Source organism: bacterium Scap17 (genome assembly GCA_013376735.1).
Lineage (GTDB): Bacteria > Pseudomonadota > Gammaproteobacteria > Pseudomonadales > Halomonadaceae > Cobetia.
Map to the genome: position 1 here is coordinate 3,264,918 of VINJ01000001.1, position 24,258 is coordinate 3,289,175.

At 62.0% G+C, this 24,258-nt stretch carries 16 protein-coding genes and 8 tRNA genes; 6 read left to right on the forward strand and 18 right to left on the reverse strand.

Features of this window, described 5'->3' with window-relative positions; genetic code table 11:
- Positions 1-11: 11 nt before the first annotated feature.
- The 11 genes from queF to FLM52_13880 all read right to left on the reverse strand — a co-directional run bounded on the left by queF (position 12) and on the right by FLM52_13880 (position 4,068).
- Positions 12-890, reverse strand: coding sequence for an NADPH-dependent 7-cyano-7-deazaguanine reductase QueF (queF, locus tag FLM52_13830; GenBank protein NVN56853.1), 879 nt, complete (start codon positions 888-890; stop codon positions 12-14).
- 133 nt (positions 891-1,023) lie between these two features.
- Positions 1,024-1,797 (reverse strand): ABC transporter permease, encoded by a 774-nt coding sequence (locus FLM52_13835; protein NVN56854.1) that lies wholly within the window; start codon positions 1,795-1,797, stop codon positions 1,024-1,026.
- Positions 1,794-2,762, reverse strand: a complete 969-nt coding sequence (locus FLM52_13840) for an ABC transporter ATP-binding protein (GenBank protein ID NVN56855.1) — start codon at positions 2,760-2,762, stop codon at positions 1,794-1,796. Before FLM52_13840 ends, FLM52_13835 begins: the two co-directional genes overlap by 4 nt.
- A gap of 452 nt (positions 2,763-3,214) precedes the next feature.
- A tRNA-Gly gene (locus FLM52_13845) sits at positions 3,215-3,289 on the reverse strand.
- Between the two features lie 35 nt (positions 3,290-3,324).
- A tRNA-Glu gene (locus FLM52_13850) sits at positions 3,325-3,400 on the reverse strand.
- Positions 3,401-3,404: 4 nt separating this feature from the next.
- Positions 3,405-3,479, reverse strand: a tRNA-Gly gene (locus FLM52_13855).
- A 70-nt stretch (positions 3,480-3,549) separates the two neighbouring features.
- Positions 3,550-3,625, reverse strand: a tRNA-Glu gene (locus tag FLM52_13860).
- Between the two features lie 4 nt (positions 3,626-3,629).
- Positions 3,630-3,704 (reverse strand) — tRNA-Gly (locus FLM52_13865).
- A gap of 37 nt (positions 3,705-3,741) precedes the next feature.
- Positions 3,742-3,817 (reverse strand) — tRNA-Glu (locus tag FLM52_13870).
- 74 nt (positions 3,818-3,891) lie between these two features.
- A tRNA-Gly gene (locus tag FLM52_13875) sits at positions 3,892-3,966 on the reverse strand.
- Positions 3,967-3,992: 26 nt separating this feature from the next.
- A tRNA-Glu gene (locus tag FLM52_13880) sits at positions 3,993-4,068 on the reverse strand.
- Between the two features lie 268 nt (positions 4,069-4,336).
- Here FLM52_13880 and msrB point away from each other — a divergent pair.
- The 4 genes from msrB (at position 4,337) to htpX (ending at position 8,581) form a co-directional block, all read left to right on the forward strand.
- Positions 4,337-4,759 carry a peptide-methionine (R)-S-oxide reductase MsrB gene (msrB, locus tag FLM52_13885; protein NVN56856.1) on the forward strand — a complete coding sequence of 141 codons (423 nt, stop codon included), beginning with the start codon at positions 4,337-4,339 and terminating at the stop codon, positions 4,757-4,759.
- A 234-nt stretch (positions 4,760-4,993) separates the two neighbouring features.
- Positions 4,994-5,971 carry a ribosome biogenesis GTPase YlqF gene (gene ylqF / locus FLM52_13890; protein ID NVN56857.1) on the forward strand — a complete coding sequence of 326 codons (978 nt, stop codon included), beginning with the start codon at positions 4,994-4,996 and terminating at the stop codon, positions 5,969-5,971.
- 238 nt (positions 5,972-6,209) lie between these two features.
- Positions 6,210-7,448 carry a pyridoxal phosphate-dependent aminotransferase gene (locus FLM52_13895; GenBank protein ID NVN56858.1) on the forward strand — a complete coding sequence of 413 codons (1,239 nt, stop codon included), beginning with the start codon at positions 6,210-6,212 and terminating at the stop codon, positions 7,446-7,448.
- A 233-nt stretch (positions 7,449-7,681) separates the two neighbouring features.
- Positions 7,682-8,581 (forward strand): protease HtpX, encoded by a 900-nt coding sequence (htpX, locus tag FLM52_13900; protein ID NVN56859.1) that lies wholly within the window; start codon positions 7,682-7,684, stop codon positions 8,579-8,581.
- A gap of 102 nt (positions 8,582-8,683) precedes the next feature.
- Here the strand turns inward: htpX and nhaC are convergent, their stop codons facing one another.
- A complete protein-coding gene (gene nhaC, locus FLM52_13905; GenBank protein ID NVN56860.1) occupies positions 8,684-10,240 on the reverse strand; it encodes a Na+/H+ antiporter NhaC in 1,557 nt (518 codons plus the stop codon).
- 303 nt (positions 10,241-10,543) lie between these two features.
- Positions 10,544-11,722, reverse strand: a complete 1,179-nt coding sequence (gene pdxB, locus FLM52_13910) for a 4-phosphoerythronate dehydrogenase PdxB (GenBank protein NVN56861.1) — start codon at positions 11,720-11,722, stop codon at positions 10,544-10,546.
- Positions 11,723-11,933: 211 nt separating this feature from the next.
- Between pdxB and FLM52_13915 the strand changes: the two genes are divergently transcribed.
- On the forward strand, positions 11,934-12,212 hold the full coding sequence (locus FLM52_13915) for a WGR domain-containing protein (protein ID NVN56862.1): 279 nt from the start codon (positions 11,934-11,936) through the stop codon (positions 12,210-12,212).
- 93 nt (positions 12,213-12,305) lie between these two features.
- Here FLM52_13915 and FLM52_13920 read toward each other — a convergent pair whose 3' ends face one another.
- A complete protein-coding gene (locus FLM52_13920) occupies positions 12,306-12,656 on the reverse strand; it encodes a glutaredoxin family protein (protein ID NVN56863.1) in 351 nt (116 codons plus the stop codon).
- Between the two features lie 3 nt (positions 12,657-12,659).
- On the reverse strand, positions 12,660-14,876 hold the full coding sequence (gene rlmKL / locus FLM52_13925) for a bifunctional 23S rRNA (guanine(2069)-N(7))-methyltransferase RlmK/23S rRNA (guanine(2445)-N(2))-methyltransferase RlmL (GenBank protein NVN56864.1): 2,217 nt from the start codon (positions 14,874-14,876) through the stop codon (positions 12,660-12,662).
- A gap of 487 nt (positions 14,877-15,363) precedes the next feature.
- On the opposite strand from rlmKL, the gene FLM52_13930 reads away from it, so the two are divergent.
- Positions 15,364-15,573, forward strand: a complete 210-nt coding sequence (locus FLM52_13930) for a ribosome modulation factor (GenBank protein NVN56865.1) — start codon at positions 15,364-15,366, stop codon at positions 15,571-15,573.
- Positions 15,574-16,407: 834 nt separating this feature from the next.
- Here FLM52_13930 and FLM52_13935 read toward each other — a convergent pair.
- From FLM52_13935 to FLM52_13945, 3 genes are all read right to left on the reverse strand, one after another.
- Positions 16,408-17,451, reverse strand: coding sequence for a quinone-dependent dihydroorotate dehydrogenase (locus tag FLM52_13935; protein ID NVN56866.1), 1,044 nt, complete (start codon positions 17,449-17,451; stop codon positions 16,408-16,410).
- A 231-nt stretch (positions 17,452-17,682) separates the two neighbouring features.
- The gene (locus FLM52_13940; GenBank protein NVN56867.1) at positions 17,683-18,828 is read right to left on the reverse strand and encodes a hypothetical protein; all 1,146 of its coding nucleotides are present in this window, start codon (positions 18,826-18,828) and stop codon (positions 17,683-17,685) included.
- 334 nt (positions 18,829-19,162) lie between these two features.
- Positions 19,163-24,001 carry an NAD-glutamate dehydrogenase gene (locus FLM52_13945; protein NVN56868.1) on the reverse strand — a complete coding sequence of 1,613 codons (4,839 nt, stop codon included), beginning with the start codon at positions 23,999-24,001 and terminating at the stop codon, positions 19,163-19,165.
- Between the last annotated feature and the right edge of the window lie 257 nt (positions 24,002-24,258).

Sequence of the window (24,258 nt, forward strand, 5' to 3'; positions counted from 1 at the left end):
CATAGAGAGAACTACTGACGCGAGAGACGCAGCGGCAGGCTGGCACGGGCCTCTGCCTCGAGATCTGGCGTAGCACGCCACGGGCTGATATCCAGGCCGCCGCGTCGCACATAGCGCGCCATCACCAGCAAGGACTCGGGCTTCACGCGCGCCATCAGGTCGACGAACAGGTGCTCGACGCAGTGCTCATGGAAATCCTGGTGCTGGCGATAGCTGATCAGATAGGCCAGCAGGCGCTCGCGATCGATACGCGGGCCGCGATAATGGATCCACACACTGCCCCAGTCGGGCTGGCCGGTGACCGGGCAGTTGGACTTGAGCAGGTGGCTGTGCAGGTCTTCGCTGACGATGTCGGTGTCATCGGCGCTGAGCAGGTCCGGCGACGGCGTGTAGTGCTCGACGCTGATCGGCAGGTCATCGAGGCATTCCCCCGGCAGACGCCCGACGTCCAGCTCGGCATCATCCAGCTCGAGCAGACGCACCTCGACCGGCGCACCGGCCGCGGCGGCGAGGTCACGCTCCAGCGTTGCCTGCACCGCTGCCTGATCGGGGAAACGACTCTGATTGAGGCTGTTGAGATAAAGCTTCCAGGACTTGGATTCGATCAGGTTCGGCGAGGCTGCCGGCAGGCGGAAACGGGCCACGCGCACCCACGGCTTGCCAGCCTCGTCCAGCCAGGAGACTTCGAAGGCGTGCCACTCATCTTCCCCGACGAACGGCAGCGCCGCGTCATCGATGCCGATGGGCCCTCGGTTGGCTGCCCGCGCGATGGGGAACAGCAGGCTGGCATCGTAATGCTCGGGATAGGCGGACTCTCGTCCGAGCGGCGCATCCTTGAGGGTCTCGGGGCGCGCTTCGTCGGGCACGTTGACGGCAGTGGGGTGAGCCATGACAGCCCTCCTGTGAAATAGGTCAATGATGCAGCAATATCAGGGGCGCAGATAGCAAAACGCCGGCAGAAGCCGGCGTTGCATGCACTGGCGCGATAGCGCGCATCTTACCATCATCGTCTGGGCGACATCTTCAGCTGCGGATGCCCTTGCCACGCTCCAGCAGCCACAGCGCGAAGGCGAACAGGCCGATGATGAAGGCCACGATAGCCGCCATCGCCGGGCCGACGCTGATGTCCGAGACCCCCAGAATGCCATAGCGGAAGGTGTTGACCATGTAGAGGATCGGATTGGCCAGCGACACCGTCTGCCAGAATTCCGGCAGCATGTGGATGGAATAGAAGACGCCCCCCAGGTAGGTCAGCGGCGTGAGCACGAAGGTCGGAATGATCGAGATGTCATCGAACTTGCGCGCGAACAGCGCATTGATGAAGCCACCTATGGAGAACAGCAACGCCGTCAGCACTACGACCACGACGGTCAGGATGGGGTGATGGATATCCAGGTCCGTGAACAGGAAGGCCACGGCGGTCACGATGATGCCGACCCCCAGACCGCGTACGGCGCCACCGATGATGTAGCCAAGCAGGATGATCCAGGACGGCAGCGGCGAGACCATCAGTTCCTCGATGCTGCGCTGGAACTTGTTGGAGAAGAATGACGAGGCCACGTTGGAATACGAGTTGGTGATCACCGACATCATGATCAGCCCCGGCACGATGTAATCCATGTAGCTGATGCCATCCATGGTGCCGATGCGCGAGCCGATGAGATTGCCGAAGATGACGAAATAGAGCGTCATGGTGATGGAAGGCGGCAACAGCGTCTGCGGCCAGATGCGCGTGAAACGACGGACTTCCTTGACGACGATGGTGACCAGAGCCACCCATAGCTGACGGGGGTTCACTGCGTGATCTCCTTGGCAACATTGGAGGCGATACCGCTTTCGGCATTGGAGCGCTCGACCAGGTCGACGAACAGCTCCTCGAGGCGATTGGCACGATTGCGCATCGACACCACGGTGATACCGGCGCGATCCAGCGCCGCGAAGGCGGTATTGATCGACTGCCCCTTGCGCACGGCGAGCGCCAGCTGCTGGGAATCGCTCAAGGACACCTCAAAGCCGTCAATTGCCGGCGCCTCACTCAACGGCTCACGAATATCAAGCAGAAAGGTTTCCGCATCCAGCTCCTTGAGCAGCTCACGCATGCTGGTGTTATGCACGATCTCGCCGTGGTTGATGATGGCGATGTTGCGGCACAGGCTTTCGGCCTCTTCCAGATAATGCGTGGTGAGGATGATGGTAGTGCCCTCCTCACGATTGATGCGGCGCATGAACTCCCACATCGAGCGACGCAGCTCGATATCCACCCCGGCCGTCGGCTCATCGAGAATCAGTAGGCGCGGCTTGTGGATCAGCGCGCGGGCAATCATCAGACGGCGCTTCATGCCACCGGACAGCATGCGTGACGGGGTTTCGCGCTTGTCCCACAGGCCGAGGTCCCTGAGCAGGCGCTCGGCACGCGGACGCGCTTCCTTCATCGGCATGCCGTAATAACCCGCCTGGGTCATCACGATGTCCTGCACCTTCTCGAACTGATTGAAGTTGAACTCCTGAGGCACGACACCGAGGTGATACTTGGCCTTCGAGAAGTCCTTGTCGATGTCGATTCCCGAGATCTCGACCTTGCCTGCAGTCTTCTGCACCAGCGAACTCACCACGCCGAGAGTCGTGGACTTGCCGGCCCCATTGGGGCCCAGCAGCGCGAAGAAATCGCCCTCGGGGACGTCAAGATCAATCCCCTTGAGCGCCTCAAAACCGTTGCCGTAGACCTTGGTCAGGCCACGGATAGACAAGGCAGGTCGTGACATCGGACACCTGTAATCGATTGACGCTGTCAGCCAGCACAGCAGAAAAGACGCATCTGAGAACAATTGCGCAACAGTGATGGCACTGCTTCGCAGTACGTGAACATGAAAATCAGACGCAAGATATTGGATGCGCATGGTAACGCATTCGGCGCTGCCACATCAGACACACGGCAGAAAGGCATTAGTGCGCCACGGGAAACAAGCAGAGAGAGAAAATCACACGGGGGACAGCACCAGCGAGAGGTGCAGAACAGGGTGGAGAGGAATTCCAGGCACAAAAAAATCGCCAGTGACGTAACACGATGATCGTGCCTGTCAGGCGATGGCGTATTGCTATGTCATGCTTTTGCTTGCAACGTCACATTCAACTGGAGCGGGAAACGAGATTCGATCGGACTGGCTTACCATCGGACTGGCGTTCCAGCTCGCGACCTATCGTTGCACTTTTCGACTGGAGCGGGAAACGAGATTCGAACTCGCGACCCCAACCTTGGCAAGGTTGTGCTCTACCACTGAGCTATTCCCGCCTGTCGAAACACAAAAACTGCGGCGTAAAACAGAATGGCGTCCCATAGGGGGTTCGAACCCCTGTTACCGCCGTGAAAGGGCGGTGTCCTGGACCACTAGACGAATGGGACGTACTGGAGCGGGAAACGAGATTCGAACTCGCGACCCCAACCTTGGCAAGGTTGTGCTCTACCACTGAGCTATTCCCGCACCGGGTGTCATGATCCTGTGACCACGACATCTGTCTTACTGCTGGCTTGCCACACCATCATGCTCTGCATGGCGTCCCATAGGGGGTTCGAACCCCTGTTACCGCCGTGAAAGGGCGGTGTCCTGGACCACTAGACGAATGGGACGTACTGGAGCGGGAAACGAGATTCGAACTCGCGACCCCAACCTTGGCAAGGTTGTGCTCTACCACTGAGCTATTCCCGCAACACAAGCAGATCATGCGACCACACAAGACCGAAGATGGCGTCCCATAGGGGGTTCGAACCCCTGTTACCGCCGTGAAAGGGCGGTGTCCTGGACCACTAGACGAATGGGACACACTGGAGCGGGAAACGAGATTCGATCGGACTGGCGAACCAGCTCGCGACCTTGTCACACCACTTGTTCCGAATGGAGCGGGAAACGAGATTCGAACTCGCGACCCCAACCTTGGCAAGGTTGTGCTCTACCACTGAGCTATTCCCGCACTCCGGTCTCTACGCTGCAAGAAAGTGGCGTCCCATAGGGGGTTCGAACCCCTGTTACCGCCGTGAAAGGGCGGTGTCCTGGACCACTAGACGAATGGGACGTAACGTTCTTGCCTCGTCGAGGTGGCGCGTATATTACAAAGCCCCTCCCCCTTCGTCAACCCCCTGCTTCAACAGGATTTTTCCGGCGTTGGCCAAGTACATCCACCACATGCTTGTGGTCACGCCCTGACGCCCGCATTCTTGGGGTATGTACCGGGTTTGCGTGAAGACCGACAACCACTCTTTTCGAATTGCCGCGCAGGAGAATTTGCTTGCAGGTTCGCGCGAGCACGCATTCGAGAAACGCATAGATAGAGAGTAGAGATCATGAGCGAACAAGACCCGCAGACTCAGGACAAGTTGATTCGCAGTGAAGAGGAATGGCGCAAGCGACTGACGCCGGAACAATACCGGGTGACGCGCGAGGCAGGGACCGAGCGCCCCTTCACCGGCGATCACGAAGTCAGCCCGACGCCGGGTACCTATCACTGCATCGCCTGTGACGCCAAGCTGTTCGACAACGACACCAAGTTCGACTCCGGCTGTGGCTGGCCAAGCTTCGACCGCCCCTATGACGATGCCGCCGTCGAGGAGCACTTCGATACCAGCCATGGCATGCGTCGCGTGGAAGTGCGCTGTCGCCGCTGCGACTCCCATCTGGGGCACGTCTTCCCGGATGGCCCGACTGACACCGGTCAACGCTACTGCATCAACTCCGTCGCGCTACGCTTCAAGCCGATACGCGCCTGACGCCCGAAACATGAAGAGTCGATAGAGAGCGCTGGGCAGTGATGACCGGATAGCGCGCCTCCATGGCCAGGCCGCCTCTGATAGAATGCGTCGCCATACGCGTCCCCTCCTCTCCCGCATGCCATGTCGTGCCATCCCTGATGGATGAGCGCCTTTGCTGGCATGCGGGAAGAAGGAGGCAGGACAGAGGCGACAGATCAACCGTCATACCCCTGACGGCAGGAGAGAAGCGACATGCTGGGCTGGTATCCGGGACATATGCACAAGGCACGCCGTCAGATAAAGGACGCGCTGCCCGAGATCGACGTGGTCATCGAAGTCCTCGATGCCCGCCTCCCCTACTCCAGCACCAATCCGGTGCTGTCCGAACTGACCCGCCACAAGCCGGTACTCAAGCTGCTGTCTCGCGCCGATCTGGCGGACCCGGCACGCACCCGCGAATGGGTCGAGTATTTCGATGGCCTGCCCAATACTCGTGCATTGGCGATCACCACGCTTGAGGCGCGTGATCTCAAGCAGATCCCGCGGCTGTGCCGCGAGATGGCCGGCCATATCCGCGTCGATCGTGATGCGCGCGTGATGGTGATGGGCATTCCCAACGTCGGCAAGTCGACGCTGATCAATGGTCTGGCGGGTCGCAAGATCGCCAAGACCGGCAACGAGCCCGCCGTCACCAAGCGCCAGCAGAAGATTCGCATCGACGGTGGCATCGCTCTGATCGACACCCCCGGGGTGATGTGGCCGAAGATCGAGGACCAGGCCAGCGCCTATCGTCTGGCCGGCAGCGGCGCGATCCGTGACACCGCCATCGATTACACCGATGTGGCAGTGATCGTCGCGGCGGAGCTGGCCAAGCGCTACCCCACGGAGCTGACCGCACGCTACAAGCTGAAGTCACTGCCGGCCTACAGCGCCAACCCTGACGCCGAGCGCGTCGAGAGTGACGGCCCGCGCAAGGTCGATCTGATGGCGCTGTCCGGCTTCAATGGGGTCGCGATTCTGGAAGAGATCGCCAGCAAGCGCGGCGGCCTGCGTGCCGGTGGCATCATCGATCTGCACCGCGGCGCCGAGGTGCTGCTGCATGAACTGCGCGATGGCAAGCTGGGGCGCCTGACACTGGAAACACCCGCCGACATTCCTGCCGAGCCGGTGCCGGAAGCCAGTGGCGAGACAGAAGATGGAGCCGAGACGCGTGAGCAAGACAGCGAATAACGCTACCAGAACAAGGCGCTAACGCGACTCTCACCTGGCCCCCGCCTGTGGGGGACGCTTGAATACCAGTTGAAAATCCCGCCAGAAAATCTCTGGCGGGATTTTTTTCTGCCTGAACATCTCAAACCACAAATTTAACCACGCTATTGGCCCTTGGCCGTGGCGCGGCAGGCCAGCGCCGCGATATGCTGGACGCTCGCCCCTACACCTTACGTGACGGAGATCTACGGAAAGCATCATGGATACCGAGCAAAGAAAGCCCCGCGAAATTCGCAAGTCACACAAGCTGGACAACGTCTGCTATGACATTCGCGGGCCGGTTCTCGAACACGCCAAGCGTCTCGAGGACGAGGGCCATCGCATTCTCAAGCTCAATATCGGCAACCCGGCGCCCTTCGGCTTCGAGGCACCGGAAGAGATTCTGCAGGACGTGATGCGCAACCTGCCGACAGCGCAGGGCTATTGTGATTCCAAGGGGCTTTACTCTGCGCGCAAGGCGATCATGCAGGAGTGCCAGCGCAAGGATATCCAGGGTGTCGGGATCGAGGACATCTATGTCGGCAACGGCGTCTCGGAGCTGATCGTGCTGGCCATGCAGGCATTGCTCGATGATGGCGACGAGCTGCTGGTACCGGCGCCGGATTACCCGCTATGGACCGCTGCCGCCAACCTGGCCGGTGGTCGCGCCGTGCACTATCTGTGTGACGAAGCGCAGGACTGGGCGCCCTCCATCGAGGACATCCGCGCCAAGGTGACCAGCCACACCAAGGGCATCGTGCTGATCAATCCGAACAATCCGACCGGTGCGGTCTACCCGCCCGCGGTGGTGAAGGACATCCTGCAGGTCGCGCGCGAATTCGGTCTAGTGGTGTTCTCTGACGAGATCTACGACAAGATCCTCTATGACGGTACCGAGCACGTCTCCACCGGCGCGCTGGCCGATGATCTGCTGGTCGTGACCATGAACGGTCTGTCCAAGAGCTACCGCTGCGCGGGCTTCCGCTCCGGCTGGATGATTCTCTCCGGCGACAAGCGCCCGGCGGCCGACTTCATCTCCGGCCTCGACATGCTGGCCAGCATGCGCCTGTGCGCCAATGTGCCGGCGCAGCACGCCATCCAGACGGCGCTCGGTGGCTATCAGTCGATCAATGATCTGGTACTGCCGGGCGGACGCCTGCTGGCCCAGCGTGACGCGGCCTGGAAGAAGCTCAACGAGATTCCCGGCGTCAGCTGCGTGAAGCCCAAGGGCGCGCTCTACATGTTCCCGCGGCTCGACCCCGAGATGTACCCCTTCGAGGACGATCAGCAGATGGTGCTGGAGCTGTTGCTGGAAGAGAAGATGCTGCTGGTGCAGGGCACCGCCTTCAACTGGCCGAATCCGGACCACCTGCGCATCGTCACCCTGCCCTACGCCGACCAGCTGGAAGAAGCCATCGAGCGCCTCGGCCGCTTCCTGGCACGACGCCGCAAGGCCTGACATCGGCCCGGCCCCGCGCTCAAGGGGCTACGCAGGTCGCCTCCAGTGGTGATACCTTGCTGTCCTTGCAGATCGTCCTTGCAGATCGTCCTTGCAGATCGTTCTTGCAGACTGTTCTTGCAGACTATCGACGCAATTTCTGCCCGCGCCACCGCCAGTGATTCATCTCACTGTCAGTATCGCGGGCAGATAATTGTGCCCTACCGATATATTGGCATTGGAGACCTGACCCCATGATGCGGATAGCCCTTTTCCTGATCACCAACCTGGCGGTGGTGCTGCTGGCTAGTGTCACGCTGCGCCTGCTGGGCTTCGATGGCTACATGGAAGCCAACGGCATCAACTACACGGCGCTGCTGATCTTCTGCTTCATCATCGGCATGGCCGGTTCAGTGATCTCGCTGTTTCTGTCCAAGACGATGGCCAAGTCCTCGACCGGCACCGTGATCATCGAACAGCCGCAGAACGACACCGAGCGCTGGCTGCTGGACACCGTCGGTGAACTGGCGCGCGACGCTGGCATCAAGATGCCGGAAGTCGGCATCTTCCCGGCGCAGCAATCCAATGCCTTCGCCACCGGCTGGAACCGCAATGATGCGCTGGTCGCCGTCTCGGCCGGCCTGCTCAATCGCATGCGCCCCGAGGAAGTGCGCGCCGTGCTGGCGCACGAGATCGGCCACGTCGCCAACGGCGACATGGTGACGCTGACGCTGATCCAGGGCGTGGTGAATACCTTCGTGATGTTCTTCGCGCGTATCGCCGCACACGCCATCGACGCCTTCCTCAAGCGCGATGACGAGAATGGCGGCCTGGGCTTCTTCGGCTACATGGCCGTGGTCTTCGTGCTCGAACTGCTGCTGGGCCTGGTGGCCTCGATGATCGTCGCCTGGTTCTCGCGCTGGCGCGAATACCGTGCCGATGCCGCAGGCGCAGGCCTGGCGGGCAGCGGCTCGATGATCAATGCCTTGGCTCGCCTAAAGCAGGAACATGAGCTGCCGGACCAGATGCCCGACACCATGACCGCCTTCGCCATCACCACCGGCAAGAGCCGCAAGCTGATGGAGCAGCTGTTCGCCAGCCACCCGCCGCTGGATGACCGTATCGCCGCGCTCAAGGCCGCTGCCTACAAGTAAGCTGCGCCAATCCTGCACGGCCTGAATGGCCCCTGCAGACAGCAAAAAGCCCGCCACGTGATCCACGTGGCGGGCTTTTTCTCTTTATCCCTCAGGGCTGAGTCAGCGTGACTCCGAGGTCTCGTGGGGCGTATCCAGCACCAGCGACTCGGCCAGCGGCGTCGGCTCCACACCCTCCTCGACCTCACCGTCCTCCAGTCGCTCCAGCTTGAAGCCAACCATGGCGTAGGCCACCGCCAGCGCCAGATTGATCAGGTTGAACAGCGCAAACGGCAGGTAGCTCAGGGTCGCGACACCCAGAGTGGCCGCCATGTAGGCGCCGCAGCTGTTCCAGGGAATCAGCGGCGAGGTGATGGTGCCGGAGTCCTCCAGCGCACGTGACAGGTTGACCGGCGCCAGGCGACGGCGACGGAACTCGGCGCGATACATGCGCCCCGGCAGGATGACCGAGATGTACTGATCGCCGGTCACCACGTTGGAGGCCAGGCAGGTCCCCAGTGTGGTGATGACCAGCGAACCGGCGTTGCGTGTCGCGCCCAGAAGGCTCTGCACCAGACGCTCCAGCAGGCCAAGGCGTTCGATCACGCCACCGAAGGTCATCGCCGACAGGATCAGCCACACGGTGTTGAGCATGCTGCTCATGCCGCCCTTGGAGAGCAGCGAGTCGATCACCTCATCACCGCTGTGGGAGACATAGCCATCGAACATCGACATCCACACGCCCTTGAGCAGCGCCATGGCGGTGGACATGTCAGTGACGCTTGCCAGCCCCACCACCGCCTGTGGCTGGAAGATGACCGCAAAGACCGCGCCCAGCGCCGCGCCGATGAAGATGGCCGGGAAGGCGGGCATCTGACGCACGGCCATCACCAGCAGCACCAGCAGCGGAATCAGCAGGTGCAGGCCGATGTTGAACTGCTCGCCCAGCTGGGCACGCAGGTTGGCGACCTGCTCCGGCGTCTGCAGACTGGAGACGGAGTCGTGGCCGAGCCACAGAAAGCCTGCCAGCGCGAGCAGGATGCTGGGCACGGTCGTCCACAGCATGTGGCGGATATGCGCGAACAGCGTGGTGCCGGCCGCTGCCGGCGCCAGATTGGTGGTATCGGACAGCGGCGAGAGCTTGTCACCGAAGTAGGCCCCGGAAATCACCGCGCCGGCGGTAATCGCCTCGGACAGCCCCAGGCCATCGGCGATGCCGATCAGTCCGATGCCGATGGTACCGGCGACCGTCCACGAGCTACCCACCGACAGCGCTACCAGCGCGCACAGCAGACAGGCGGAGGCATAGAAGTACTGCGGCGCGATCACGTCCAGGCCGTAGTAGATCATCGCCGGCACGGTGCCGCCGAGAATCCAGGTGCCGATCATCGCGCCGACCGCGAGCAGGATCAGGATCGCACCCAGCGAGATCTGGATGCCCTTGTTGATTCCCTCCTCGATATCGCTCCAGCGATAGCCATTCTTGAGGCCGATGATCCCTGCGATCATCGCGCCGGACAGCAGCGCGACCTGATTCGGCCCCCAGGAGGCATCGGCACCGAACAGCACCACCGCCAGTACCAGCATGGCGATGACCAGCACGATGGGAATCAGGGCATCCAGCAGAGAAGGCGGACGATAGCCGCCGTCCTCAGCAGAGTTATCAGGGTGTGGTTGCATTCAGGACACCATCTTCAAGAAATGAGGACGCCGACACGCCGCGTGGTGACGGGCATGGCAGAAGACACGGAGAATGGGGAGCAACGCCGCAGCGTCAGGCGGGGCATGCCGTCAAGGCCAACCCCTGCGCGTGTCGCCAGGCGATCTGGGCCGCATTATATCGACCAAGGTCGAAGACCGAAACGGTCATGGATGCAGCCATGCCACAAGGCTCTCGTCCATCAGGCGACCTCCACAACGCGAACGCCCCCGCCAGCAGGGCTGACGGGGGCGTTGCAGGGCGGCTTGCGAATCACGCCGTGATCATTTGCTGACCAGCTTGACGCGGGAGAAGCCGAAGCCCTCGAGCACCTCTCGCAGTTCGCGGGCATTCTTCTTGAGCTCGACACGCAATGTGGAGAACTCGCGACGCAGCGGATATTCGCGTCGATAACGCACGAACCCCTCGGCATTGCCGAAACGACGCTGATAGCGACGCAGACCCAGCGCATCGCGGCGCACGTCATAGCAGGCGCGTACGCAGAGTCCCAGCGCCTCTTCCGGCGGCGCCCAACCCGTCAGCACCAGCTTGCGCAGCCACGGGTCCGGCTTGAGCTGGCCCAGCTTGCGGCGCGCCGGCAGCCCGAAGTGACGGCAGGCCTGCTGATAGATGATCTCGGTGCCCTGCATCTTGCCATCCAGGCTATGCCCGGCGATGTGCGGCGTGGCGATGTCCACCAGTGCGGCCAGCTCGGCATCGATATCCGGCTCGTTTTCCCACACATCCAGCACGGTCAGCAGATCAGCCTGCTCCTTGAGGCGCTGCTTGAGCGCCGTGGTATCGACACAGCCTCCGCGGCCGGCACTCAGCAGCACGCTGCCGGGCCTCATGGCGCGGATGCGCTCGGCATTGATCAGATGATGGGTCGGATGCTCGCCACCGGTGACCATCGGGGTGTGCACACAGATGACATCACACTCGGCGACCAGCTCATCGAGGTCCACGAAGCGGGACTTCTCGGGGCGCTCATCGCTCTGGCCCTCAAGCGCGGCACGCGGCGGGTCACAGACCAGCACCTCGGCACCCAGCGACTCGAGACGCTTGACCAGCCGTGACCCGACCTGACCGGCCCCGACCACGCCGAAGCGGCGGTCCAGCTGCAGGTCCAGCCCTTCCTGCTCGGCCAGATGCCACAGCGACGACAGCACGTAATCCACCACCGAGTCGGCATTGCAGCCCGGCGCGTTGGTGAAGTGGATATCGTTGGCCGCGAGCCATTCGAGATCGGCATGGTCGGTGCCGATGATCGGCGAGCCGACGAAGCGCACCCGCGTTCCTTCCAACAGCGCCTGATCCACGCGCAAGGTAGAGCGACAGATCAGCATGTCGACGTCCTTGAGGACGGCATTGGTGATCTCGCGAGTCGGCATGCAGGTCACCTCTCCCAGTTCGGAGAAGAATTCCTCTGCCAGAGGGACGTTATCGTCCACGATGATGTGCATCTGTTGCCTTTCCTTGCTGTGGCAATGAGTGTCGCTGCGGGTTCACGGGCCAACATGAGCGCCTGAGTGACTTCACACCTTGCCGCAAGGCACGTGAAGATTACAATGGTATGCTTGCTTGCCCGCCGCCGTGCCATCTTAGGCGCACGCAACGGGCGTCACAAGCTCATGATTGAGTCCAGCCACCATCGTTTCGCCTCGGGAGTCACGCGTGATCATCCGCTGGGAAAGCCACCACGATTACGTTCTGGTCCATGTGCATCAGGACATGTTCGGCGACTGGATCGTCAGCCGCTCATGGGGCCAGATAGGCACCCAGTTCGGCGGATTGAAGCACGATCTCGCCGAAAGCCACGAGCAGGCCATGACCTGGGTCAGCGACCTCGCCCACATCCAGGCCTCACGCGGCTACACTAAGGTGCTGGAGGCCACGGCCGATAGCCCGGAAGCCGAAGACGCCATGCGCCAGATGTCGCTGCTGGAGAGCTAGTACGCAGCACGGTGCCAGACACGAAAAGACCGCCGCTACCCTGAGGTAGCGGCGGTCTTTTTGCACCAACTTCTAGCGACATATCTGCGCCGCTCAGCGCAGAAAGCGACGCCCGTTGCGCAGGGTGAGGCCCTGCAGCTCAGTGGCTGGGTCGTGCTCGGCTGGGGGCGTCATTTCGACGCCCTGCTCGAGGCGCTGCTCGACGCCCTGCGCGCGCAACCATTCCAGCAATACCTCTTCGCCATCGGCCAGCGAATACTCCGCCCCCGATGTGCTTGCCAGCACGGGAATTCGCGTCGCGTAACGCTCGCTCAACTGCGCATCGAAGGCAATCTCGACCCGCGTGAGCGTGACATCCGCCCCCAACGCCTGCAGCGTGGCTTCCAACCGAGCACACAGATGACAGCCCGCCGTGGTGTAGAGCCACAGCGGGATGCTGGCCATCGCTCAGCCCTTCACGTCGCTGGCGCGACGGATTCGGAAGACGTGGTGGATATCCGGGCGACGCTTGAAGTCCGGGTCCAGCAGCTTGCGCGACAGGTCTTCCACCACATGGTGCTGGCTGACGCTGTCATCCATCACGAAACGACGATGGTTGTTGGAGAAGATCAGCGTGCCGCCCGGTGCCAGACTGGCCATCGCCAGGTCGATCAGGCGTGCGTGATCACGCTGAATATCCAGGGTGCCTTCCATCTTCTTGGAATTGGAGAAGGTCGGCGGGTCGAGGAAGATCAGGTCGAACTCCTCGCGGGAGCGCTCCAGCCACTTCAGGCAGTCGGCACGCACCAGCTGATGGCGCTTCTCGCTGATGCCGTTGAGCTTGAAGTTCTCGCGCCCCCAGTCCAGATAGGTATTGGACATGTCGACGCTGACGCTCTCGCTGGCACCGCCCAGCACCGCATGCACGGTGGCCGTCGCGGTATAGCAGAACAGGTTGAGCACCCGCTTGCCGTCCGCTTCCTTGCCCAGCAGCTTGCGCACCGGACGGTGATCCAGGAACAGGCCGGTATCCAGGTAGTCCTTGAGATTCACCCACAGCCTGGCATCGCCTTCCTGCACCTCGATACGCTGACCAGAGCTGTCCTGGCGCGTGTACTGCGCCTTGCCCGCCTGACGCGTGCGTTGCTTGATATGGATATCGTTGGGCGAGCAGCCCAGCACCTGCGGAATCGCCGCCAGTGCATCCATCAGGCGACGCTGCGCCTGACTGGCATCCACGGACTTGGGCGGCGTGTATTCCTGCACGTGCACGTGACGGCCATAGATATCGATGGCCAGCGCGTACTCCGGCATGTCGGCATCGTAGAGACGATAACAGGTGGTACCGCTCTGCTTGAGCCAGCGCGCCAGTGACTTCTGGTTCTTCTTGAGGCGATTGGCGAACATCTGGCCGCCCTCGCTCAGCGCGGGCTGACTGCGGGCATCTTCGGCCACGCTGTCTTCGTCAACCGCACGCTCACGCGCCGCCACATCGATCATCAACAGCTTGCAATCGAGCTGGCCGTTGCGGAAGGCGTACTGACGATGCGCCCGCAGACCGAGACGGTGACCGAGATCCGGATTGCCGGTGAACATGCCGAGCGTCCAGCCGCCGAAGTGACGCTTCATGCGCTCACCCAGGCTTGCGTAGAGCGGCACCAGTGCCGGCAGCTCGCCCAGACGCTCACCGTAGGGCGGGTTGGTCATCACCAGGCCAGTGGTGGCGCCCTCGGGACAGGTCAGCTCGGCGACGGAGGCGCCTTCCAGCTCGATCAGCGCCGGAATGCCGGCACGCATGGCGTTGGAGCGCGCGGCAGAAATCGCCTGCGGGCTGTGGTCACGCCCGAACAGACGTGCGGTGACCTTGCGGCGCCCGGCAATGGCACGCTGCTCCATCTCTTCCCACAGGCCTTTCCAGATGCGCTCGTCATGGCGCCCCCAGTGGCGGCAGGCGAAGTCCTGGTTCAGCGACTGCGGCGCGATATCCGCCGCCATCAAGGCCGCTTCGATCAGCAACGTGCCGGAGCCGCACATCGGGTCGACCAGGCTCTCGCCACGCGCCGCACGCGCCGGCCAGTCGGCCCGCATCAGCAGGGCCGCCGCCAGGTTCTCCTTCAGCGGCGCATGGGCGAGATCAGGGCGGTAGCCACGCTGGTGCAGACTGCGCCCCACGAGGTCGATGCCCAGGGTGATGTAGCCATTGTGCAGGTGCGCGTAGATGCGCAGATCTGCATTCTTGCCATCGACGGTCGGCTTGTTGCGGCCTTCCTCGAACATCGCCTCGACGATGCCGTCCTTGACGGTCTGGGCGCCGAAGAAGGTATGACGAACATCTTTCCATGTTCCGTGGAAATCGACGGCGATGGACGCACGATCCGGCAACTCCATCGCCCAATCGACACCCGAACTCGCCTTGCGCAGTTGCTCGCCGGTGTCGACGCCACCCACGCGAGTGAGCAGACGAATGATGCGGTTGGCCAGTCGCGACCACAGGATGCTGCGGTAGGCGGTTTCCTGGCTACCGTTGAAGTGTACGCCAGCGACGGTCGTGCCAGTCACCTCGGCACCCAGAGCCGTCAGCTCATCGGCCAGCAGCGTTTCGATGCCACGCGGGCAGGTCGCAAACCAGGTAGAGAGCGAGTTGCTGGGCGCGCGGGGTGTAGTCGCAGAGGTCGTATCAGTCATGAATCTCTCACCGGCAGGCGCCGGACTTATTCCTGTGAGTTGGCTTCTGGCACTAGCGATATTCCTATACGGCTGTCGACAAGCCAGAGGCAGTGTTCTAAAAACTATAGGTGTAGCTGCAATTCGGAAAGGTGACACGCCATGCGAAATCGAGGATCAAGAGACACGAACCTCATTCGGGCAGCCTGTCTGTGCCGCTCAGGAGATCGGACTTCCGGCACGGCAAGGCAGTCGCTCTTTCACCATCACGCTCGAGCATATACAGGCAAGACCTTCCATCATCTCACACTCGTGACCTTTTCCGACAAGAATGGCCAACGACGCGAGGTGATGATGCACGAGGCCGGCAGTGCCCGACAGGGCATCGGCCAACTCTCTCACTCGGCATGTCCAATGGCAGGACAGCCGCGGCCAGACAAGGTCTCGCCGGGTATGTCTCGCCATCACTGACACGCAGTGCCGATGGGTTCTCACTTAGAGGTCATCCATGAAGAGACAGAAACGTGATCGCTTTCAGCGTGCCTATGTTCACGGCTACAAGGCTGGTGTCACCGGCCGTTCCCGTGATGATTGTCCCAGTATCGATGTCAATCTACGTGAATTCTGGATGAGCGGCTGGCGTGAAGGCCGCGGGGACCAATGGTCGGGAATGACCGGCGTCTCCGGCATCCACAAGAACCCCATGGTGCTCAGCTGAGCACCGCATGACGCCAAGGTTCATCATCCGCCGACCAGGAGGTCATCCCATTTCAGGAAAGCGGCACGTCACGGAATGACACTGGCAATACGGCGCGTGGCGCCCTTCACCCCGCCGACGCAGCCTGATGCGCTGCCCAAGCGGATTATCCGGCATCACGCCACCGGCTTCTGACAAGTTACAGGGTCGGCTGGCACGTACAGAGAGGACTCGAGGTGTTCACGGTGAGTCGGTTTAGCGACATCACCCGGAAAATCCCACGGAAGTCGCCCAGCGACACGTCAAATCACCAGGGAGGTAACGCCTTATTTCTATCTTGATGACGCGCGGCACTGACAGGCAAGAGACGCAGTAGGCAATGGGGCCGACTCGCTTCACTTCCTGAAAGGCCGAGATGTTGGCGCTCGTGTCGTTTCAATCGTGGTATGGCTCCAGAAGAGGAGGCGCAGCAGGCGACGGCCTGCGAGGACGACGGTCCAGCGCGGAGCACGACACGGGCAAACGTTCACCTTGACTGCATCAGCAGGTTCTTTCCAGGCCTGCTTCAACCATCCACGCACCCGATGAGCTCAAGGGGCCAACCCCCAACCGCCGTTTCTGACGGCAAAAGCGCTTCGCATCGTGCACGCTGGCTGGACATGGCAGCCAACACGACAACGGCAAATCACGCATCACTTCCCTGCCGTTGTCACATCATCATTCACGCCGGTACCGAGGCCGCCTTCTGATGTCAGGAGGCGGCTTTTCTGTGTCTGCCCTTCCCCACTCGCCCCTCCCTTGGAGTGCTGCGAGCGAAGGATGCCAGCATCACGCTGCGACTGAGCCCTGCCCGGATCACACCTTGATCAGGGTATCGGCCTTTTCCAGTGCACGCGCGCACTCACCGACCAATGCCGGGCCACGGTAGATCAGCCCGGAATACAGCTGCACCAGATCCGCCCCCGCGGCAATCTTCTCACGCGCACTCTCGCCATCGGTGATACCGCCCACACCGATGATCGGCATGTTCGGCAGCGCTTCACGCAGGCCACGAATCACCCGCGTCGACGATTCACGCACCGGGGCGCCGGAAAGTCCGCCCGCCTCCTGCGCATGCGGACTACCCGCGACCGCCGTGCGCTCGATGGTGGTGTTGGTGGCGATGACGCCATCGATGCCGTTGTCCGCCAACGCCCGCGCCACGAACAGGGTTTCCTCGCTGTCCATGTCGGGCGCGATCTTGATCACCAGCGGCACCTTCCTGCCGCGCTCGGCATCGAGCTGATCGCAACGCTGGCGAAGCCCGGCCAGCAGCTGGCTGAGATGATCACCGAACTGAAGATCGCGCAGCCCCGGGGTATTGGGCGACGAGATGTTGGCGGTGATGTAGTCGGCATGCGCATGCACGGCATCGAGGCAGACCAGATAGTCGCTCAATGCATCATCCACTGCCGTAGTCAGGTTCTTGCCGATGTTGATCCCCAGCACGATACCGGAGGCAGCACGCGCCTGGCTGGCTTTGACCTTCGTGACCAGATGCTCGACCCCGGCATTGTTGAAGCCCATGCGATTGATGATCGCCTGATGCTCCGGCAGCCGGAACAGACGTGGCTTGGGATTGCCGTCCTGCCCTTTCGGCGTCACCGTGCCGACCTCCACGAATCCGAAGCCCAAAGCGGCAAGCGCATCAAGGTGATCGGCATTCTTGTCGAGACCTGCCGCCAGGCCAACGCGATTGGGGAATTCGAGCCCCATCAGCGAGACCGGATCACGTGGCGCTTCACCGCCCAGACCGCGCGCCATGCCGAGGCGATGTGCCATGTCCAGCGCACTCAGCGTCACACCATGAGCTGTTTCCGGGTCGAGCTTGAAAAGAAGCGAGCGAGCAAACGAGTACATGATGATCTCCAGACAGCGGACGGCAGGGTCGTGACGACAGCATAGCTGGGCGCGAAGTATACCCGAAGCCCGCGAGGACAGACACTGCGCGCCGGCACGCTCGCGCTGCTATCGATAAAATCGCTCACGCCAAGGCCGGCAGCATTACTCATGCTCAGGGCAACAAGAAAGGGCGGCCCGCTGGGCCGCCCTTGTGTCACACCCGACTATGACGGGGTCATGCCCTGCAGATCATTTCACGTCGAGCTGCTGCACGCGCACGGTGTAGTTGTTGACGCCCTGCATGGAGGAGCCGAACTTCTGACCGCTGACCCAGACGGTGTAACGCCCCGGCTCCAGCACGGTCTTGAGGTGGAAGTCGCCCTGGAAGCCTTCGCCCTTGTCGCTGGCGACGGTGTTGCCGTTCTCGTCGAGCAGACGCATCTCAAGCTTGTAGGTGCCCTCGCTGCCCGGGAAGGTCTCACTATCGATGGTCACGGTGCCGCGGTCCGCGACATCGAAGGTCATGACCTCGCCCTTCTCGAGAATGCGCACATCGGTGACGATCTCGTCGAAACGACGATCCGGCTCCGCTTCGGCCTCGGTTTCCGTCACGGCTGCACTGCCCGTGGCAGCAGCCGTCGTGGCGGCAGCGGCAGACGTCTCGGCTGCAGCAGTCGCGGCTGCCGAAGTAGTAGCGGCGGCGCCTGTGGCAGAAGCAGCGCCTTCAGCTGCCGCATTGCCCGTTTCGACAGCCTTCTTCTCGCGGGCGGCCTGTTCGGCGGCGGCCACGGTGGCCGGCTTGATGGTCGCGACTTCATCGTTGGCATCGACGAAGGCGGTACGACGGCCATCGCCATCGGTGTCGAGGAAGACCAGGCCGTTGCCGGTCTCGATGCCGCTTTCCTCGGCAGACAGCTTCTCGCCACTCTCGCTCAGGCCTGCGACGTTGATCTCATAGGTGTTGCCGCCCGACTTGCCAGCCCCCAGCTTGTCGGCGCGCACCCGTAGCTTGTAGACGCCCGGCTCAAGCTCGGTATTCATGGTCAAGCCATCGGAGGCCCTGTCACCTTCTGCAGTGGCCACGACCTCACCCTGCTCACTCTCGAGCGTGGCTTTCATGGTGTAGGGGTCGGTCACATCGAAACTGGCGACGCCATCGATTTCGTAGCGTCCGGCTTCCTTGATGGTGAACTGGTGCACGCTGGTACCACCGAACTGGAAGTTCTGGCTGTGGGCATCACTGCGCGACTTGAGGAACTTGGAGATGTCCAGCTTGCCTGCCGCTTCTTCTGCACGCTGTTGAGCGGGGCTGCCATCGGCCAGCACGGTCTGGGATGCCAGAGTGGACAGGCCGAGCGCGAGGGCGCAAGCGAGGGGTAATGCACGATGTGACATGGTGTCTCTGCCTTGTTGTACTGATGCTTTGAAAACAGAAGCCTCCAGCGAGCGCCGCAGCGACTCCGAGACTTGAAATGAGAGTCTGATAATCAAGGACTGAAAACAGGGTCTGCAGCAAAGGATCCCCCATCAGGGCCTGTATCAGTCTGTGCACTGGTCACCACTCAGCATACCAGACAGCTGACGACAGTTACCTTACCGCAGGCTTCAGCTATCACTTTTTTATCTATCCCCCATGAAAAAGCCCTCACCGAGAGTGAGGGCTTCGATCAGCGAGTCACCAGCTACTCGCCACTTGCGTCAGCTCTTGCTGCATTCGAGGCCGAATGCATCAGGCTTCGCGCTTGGACTCGGCCAGATCGACCAGCTCGCGCAGGGCGACCGCGAACAGCGGGAAGCTCAGCTGAGCACCGCCCTTCATCTCGCCGAGCAGTGAGCACCAGCGGCTGACCAGACTTTCATGGCTGGCCATCCAGCTGTCGACACGCTCATCGATCTCGCGCGGTGCATTGTCCTGCTTGAGCACGCTGACGGTCAGGGCCAGCTGCTGACGATCGAGATCATCGCGGAAGCTCTCACGTGCCTGCGCCTGCCAGCTGTCCTGCACCTCAAGGCCGTTGATCTTGTCACCGACCCACGGCAGCTCCAGACGATGGCCGATGCCGTAGAAGGCTTCTGCCACGCGATTGATCTTCTCGCCGGTCGCCTTGGCCGCCTCGATGATACCGAGACCTGCATAGAGGCTTGAGGTCGCGGCGATGGTGCTGGCCAGGGCCTCCGGCACGCCTGCCTCGACATAGCTGTCGCGACGCGCTTCCCAGTTCTCGCGGGCTTCGCCCTTGAGACGCTCACCGATGCTCTCGGAGAGCTGGGCCAGACGCGGGGCGAAGTGGCCGATGCATTCCTTGACGCCCATGGCGCTGCGCTGACGCAGGAACCAGCGAGTGGCACGACGCATCAGGCGCATCAGATCGCCCATCATGCGGTACTGCAGTTCTGCCGGCACCTGGTGATCGAGGGCCTCGATCTGGGTCCACAGCGCTTCCAGATTGAAGCTGTCACGCGCCACGATGTAGGCACGCGCGATTTCCGCCTTGTCGGCACCGGTGGTGTCTTCCAGGCGACGCACGAAGGCGATGCCCATGTGGTCGACCAGGTCATTGGCGATCTGGGTCGCGGCGATTTCACGCTTCAGACGGTGCTGATACATCTCTTCCGGGAAGCGCTCCATCAGCACGCGCGGGAAGGCGCGCTCGAGGTGCTGCTGCACGTAGCTGTCGTCCGGCACGTCAGAGGCGATCAGGCTGGTCTTGAGGTCGCTCTTGGCGTAGGAGACCAGCACGGACAGTTCCGGCAGGGTCAGGGCTTCACCGGCGTTGGAACGCTCGATCAGCGCCTCATCGGACGGCAGGAATTCGAGTTCACGATCCAGGGTGCCGGCCGCTTCCAGCTCATTGATGAAGCGACGGAAGACGCCCATGCCTTCCTTGGACTGCTGCTCGGAGAGCGACAGTGCCTGGGTCTGGCGATAGTTGTCCTTGATCACCAGCTCGCCGACTTCGTCGGTCATCTCGGCCAGCTGCTGATTGCGTTGCTTGTCGGTCAGGTCACCGCGGGCAACGATGTCATCCAGCAGGATCTTGATGTTGACCTCGTGATCCGAGCAGTTCACGCCACCGGCATTGTCGATGAAGTCGGTGTTGACGCGCACGCCACGCTTGGCCGCGGCTTCCATGCGCCCACGCTGGGTCAGCCCTAGGTTGCCGCCTTCGCCCACTACCTTGCAGCGCAGCTCACGGCCGTCGATGCGCAGGCCATCGTTGGCCTTGTCGCCAACCTCGGCGTGAGTCTCGCTGGAGGCCTTGACGTAGGTCCCGATACCGCCGTTCCAGATCAGGTCGACCTGCGCCTTGAGCATCGCGTTGATCAGCTCGTTAGGCGCCAGATGGTCAGCACTGATATCGAAGACTTCCTTCATCTGCGGGCTGATGGCGATGGTCTTGGCATCACGCGAGAACAGACCGCCGCCTTCGCTGATCAGGCTCTTGTCGTAGTCGTCCCAGCTGGAACGCGGCAGACGGAACAGACGCTCGCGCTCGGCGAAGCTCTTCGCGGTGTCCGGATTCGGATCGACGAAAATGTTGCGGTGGTTGAAGGCACCGACCAGACGAATCTTCTCGGACAGCAGCATGCCGTTGCCGAAGACGTCACCGGCCATGTCACCGATACCGACCACACTGAACTCGTCTTCCTGGATGTTGATGCCCATCTCGCGGAAATGACGCTGCACGCTGACCCAAGCGCCCTTGGCGGTGATGCCCATGCCCTTGTGGTCGTAACCGTTGGCGCCACCGGAGGCGAAGGCATCGCCCAGCCAGAAGCCGTACTCGTTGGAGATGGCGTTGGCGATGTCGGAGAAGGTCGCGGTGCCCTTGTCGGCCGCGACGACCATGTAGGGGTCGTCTTCGTCGTAACGCACGACGGCCGTCGGGGCCACCACGTCACCGCCGGACAGGTTGTCGGTGATGTCGAGCAGTGCGCGGATGAAGATCTGGTAGCAGGCGATACCTTCCTTCTGGATCACGTCGCGGTCGGTGGTTTCCGGCATGCGCTTGCAGACGAAACCGCCCTTGGCGCCGACCGGCACGATGACCGCGTTCTTGACCTGCTGTGCCTTGACCAGACCCAGCACCTCGGTGCGGAAATCCTCATGACGGTCAGACCAGCGCAGGCCACCACGTGCGACCTTGCCGCCACGCAGGTGAACACCTTCGACACGCGGCGAGTAGACGAAGATCTCGAACATCGGGCGCGGCTTCGGCACGTCAGGAATGCTGCGCGTGTCGAGCTTGAAGCTGATGTAGTCCTTGGCCTGGCCATCTTCTGCCGGCTGGAAGAAGTTGGTGCGCAGCGTCGCCATCATCAGGTCGACGTAGCGACGCAGCAGGCGGTCGTCGTTCAGGCTGGAGACCTGATCGAGCAGACCATTGATGCGCTCGCGGCAGGCGTTGACGTCATCCTCGCCACCCTGACCCTGCGGGTCGAAGCGCAGGTTGAACAACTGCACCAGCTCGCGGGTGATGTCCGGATGACTGCCCAGCGCATTGGCGATGTAGGCCTGGGAGAGACCGAAGCGGATCTGCTTCAGGTAACGCGCGTAGGCACGCAGCATCGCCACTTCACGCCAGTCCAGGCCAGAGCCGATGATCAGGCGGTTGAAGGCATCGGATTCGGCTTCGCCGGACCAGATCTTCTTGAAGGCTTCGATGAAGCTCTCGCGCACTTCGGAGAGCTCGACTGCGCCCTTGCCGTGATGCTCGAGATCGAAATCGTGCACCCAGCAGGAGGAATCGGTGCGGGTGATCTCGTAGGGGCGCTCACCGATGACACGCAGACCGAGGTTTTCCAGCACCGGCAGCACGTCAGAAAGCGGAATCGGCTGATGCTTGTGGAACAGCTTCAAGTTGACGCCGGAATTGTCGTCCTCGACCAGTCGATAGGTGCTCAGGCCGACGGCCTGGCCTTCGTCCAGCGCACGCAGATGGCCCACGTCATAGACGGCGGTGCGCGGCGAGAAGTCGTCACGGTAGCTGCCCGGGAAGGCATCACGGTAGCGAGTCATCAGCTCGTTGGCCTGCTCTTCACCGAAGCCTTCGACCATGGCGGCGTGCAGTTCGTCACGCCAGCTGCGGGCCAGCTGAGCGATCTTGTTCTCCAGCGCGCGCATGTCGTACTGGCCCGGTTCATCGCCCTTGAAGCGCAGGATGAACTGGATACGCGTCAGTACGGACTCGGACAGATACGGCGTGAAGTCACCGAAGGTGGCGTTCAGCTCTTCACACAGCAGATTCTGGATGCGCACACGCAGGTCGGTGGAATAGACATCGCGCGGCACGAACACCAGTACCGAGAAGAACTTGCCGAAGCGGTCTTCACGCACGATCAGACGCACGCGACGACGCTCACGGATGTTGAGGATGCTGGTGGCGGTACGGGTCAGCTCGTCCGTGGAGATCTGGAAGAGGTCATCACGCGGATAGACTTCCAGAATCTGCAGCAGGTGCTTGCCATTGTGGCCCTTCGGGTTGACGCCGGCGGCTTCCATGACGTCCTGCACCTTGCGACGCAGAATCGGCACGTTGCGCGGGCTCTGGTTGTACACCGTGGAGGTGTAGAGCCCCAGGAAGCGGCGCTCGCCGATCACGCGGCCTTCTTCATCGAAGCGCTCGACGGTGATGTAGTCCGGGTAGGCCGGACGATGCACGCGGGCGTGGAAGGCGCTCTTGGCGAAGGACAGCAGCTCCGGGATCAGCACGTACTGATCGCTGTTGACGCTCTGCTGGTGACGCGACTGCTCGTGATAGCGATCAAGATCCAGCTTGAGCACGCCAAGCTCGGAGCCTTCGACCTTGTTCAGCACGCGGGTGCCGTCTTCCTGCTCGTCGACGGTGTACTCGTCATAGCCCAGGAAGGTGAAGTGGTCGTTGCCCATCCACTGCATGAAGTCGCAGGCTTCCTTATGGTCAGCCTCGGAGACAGTCGGCGGACGGTTGTCACGCAACTCCTGCAGCGCTTGGGCGCCCTGGCTGCGCATGGCGTCGAAGTCAGCGACGGCAACGCGCACTTCGGCCAGCACTTCACGCAGGCTGGTCTCGAGGTCTTCCAGTGTCTCGGCGTCGTTGTGACGATCGACCTCGATGTAGATCAGCGACTCGCGGTGCTGCGGGGCGTTCTCGGCACGTGGTGCCGTCACGCGCTCCAGCTGGCCGGCGTCATCACGTGCGACGGCCAGCACGGCGTTGTGGATGGCGTGAACGGTGATGCCACGACGATTGAGCTCGATACGCACGGAATCGACCAGGAATGGCATGTCCGGGTGCAGCACTTCGATGATGGTGTGCGTCGACTGCCAGCCATGCTTCTCGAAGTCCGGGTTGTAGGCGCGCACCTTGGGCGCCTCGAGGCTCTGCAGGAAGTGCCATACGGCCAGGGTGGAACCGTAGAGGTCATCCAGCTTGCGCTCGGCCATGTCCTCGAAGGAGGCCGTTGCGTGATAGTCGCGCGCAAACGCCGCGATCACGTCCACCTTGTCCTTGGGAAGTCGCTTGTCCAGCTGCTCTTCGAGCTGCGCAAGAAATTCCTGCTTGCCGTCCGTCGCCACGTGTAGCATCAATCACCTCGACTGACCTGATGGATGTATCAGGGAAAATAGTCATAGAGAGTCTGCGCCAACCAAAAGGCGTGGCCGCACAGACTCATGCAGTGCATCACAGACTAGCGCAGTCTGCGCCTCTGCCCCATGCCTGTTCCATATTGGTCATGCAGCATTACATCTGTGCATCGGGTATTGACTTGGCGGTCCGCGCATGAAACGAAAGTCTAATTCGAGTGGCTGTCATGTGCGCAAAAAAGCCCCGTCATCCCCTA